This window comes from Paenibacillus sp. sg306046, from assembly GCF_059821225.1.
The window spans coordinates 1-704 of the sequence record NZ_JCAMRT010000098.1 but is presented as its reverse complement, the minus strand read 5'-3'; the positions used below and the strand labels follow the sequence as shown (position 1 = coordinate 704).

Annotated in this window: 1 protein-coding gene; it reads right to left on the bottom strand. The window is 59.8% G+C overall.

Going from position 1 to position 704, the window contains the following annotated elements:
* Positions 1 to 704: cadherin-like beta sandwich domain-containing protein (locus AC6ROY_RS25460; protein ID WP_500103355.1), on the bottom strand; the 704-nt coding region annotated here is incomplete at both ends.

Genomic DNA, 704 nt, shown 5'->3' with positions numbered 1-704 from the left:
TGTCCGCGATGCCCGCATACACCCCGCCGCTTCCGCCAGCCGCCGCACGGAACGCTCCCTCGTCGATCTCCACATAATAGTCGCTGCTGTACAGCAGCGTCGAGGTCGGGTTGACCGTCACCGTCGAGCCTTGGATCGTCACCTTGGAGGCATCCGTCGCCGAGATCGTCTCCACAACGCTGTCATTCGCCGCGTTTTTGATCACGATGCTCTTGCCCGCAGTCGCCGTAACCGCTTCGTTAAAGCTGATGCTCAGGCTCGCGTTCACATCGACGCCTGTTCCATTGTCCGCAGGCGTATACTGCGCGGTCAGCTCCGGCGCTTTTTGCACCGTTAAAGTGTAAGTCTTGGTCGTCGTTCCGTCCTCCGCCGTCACCACAATCGTAATCGTGCCGCCGCCGGCCGTCAGAGTTACCGGCACGGTCTGGCCGCTCGTATAAGAGACGCCATTCACCGTCATAGTCGCATTCGCTTGAGCAATCGCCGGGATGACATCCACGCTGGTCACAGCAGGGTCCACGGTCACCGTATAAGTTTCCGTCGCCGCATCGAAGCTCTGACTCCATGATCCCTCGCTCAGCGTCAGATTACTCAGCTTCGCATCCGCGCTCGGCGCCTTGGCCGTCTTCGTCTCCGCGAAGTTGGAGTAGCCGTAATAATAGCCTCCTGTTACGACCAGACGGAACACATACTCCTGCTCCGCG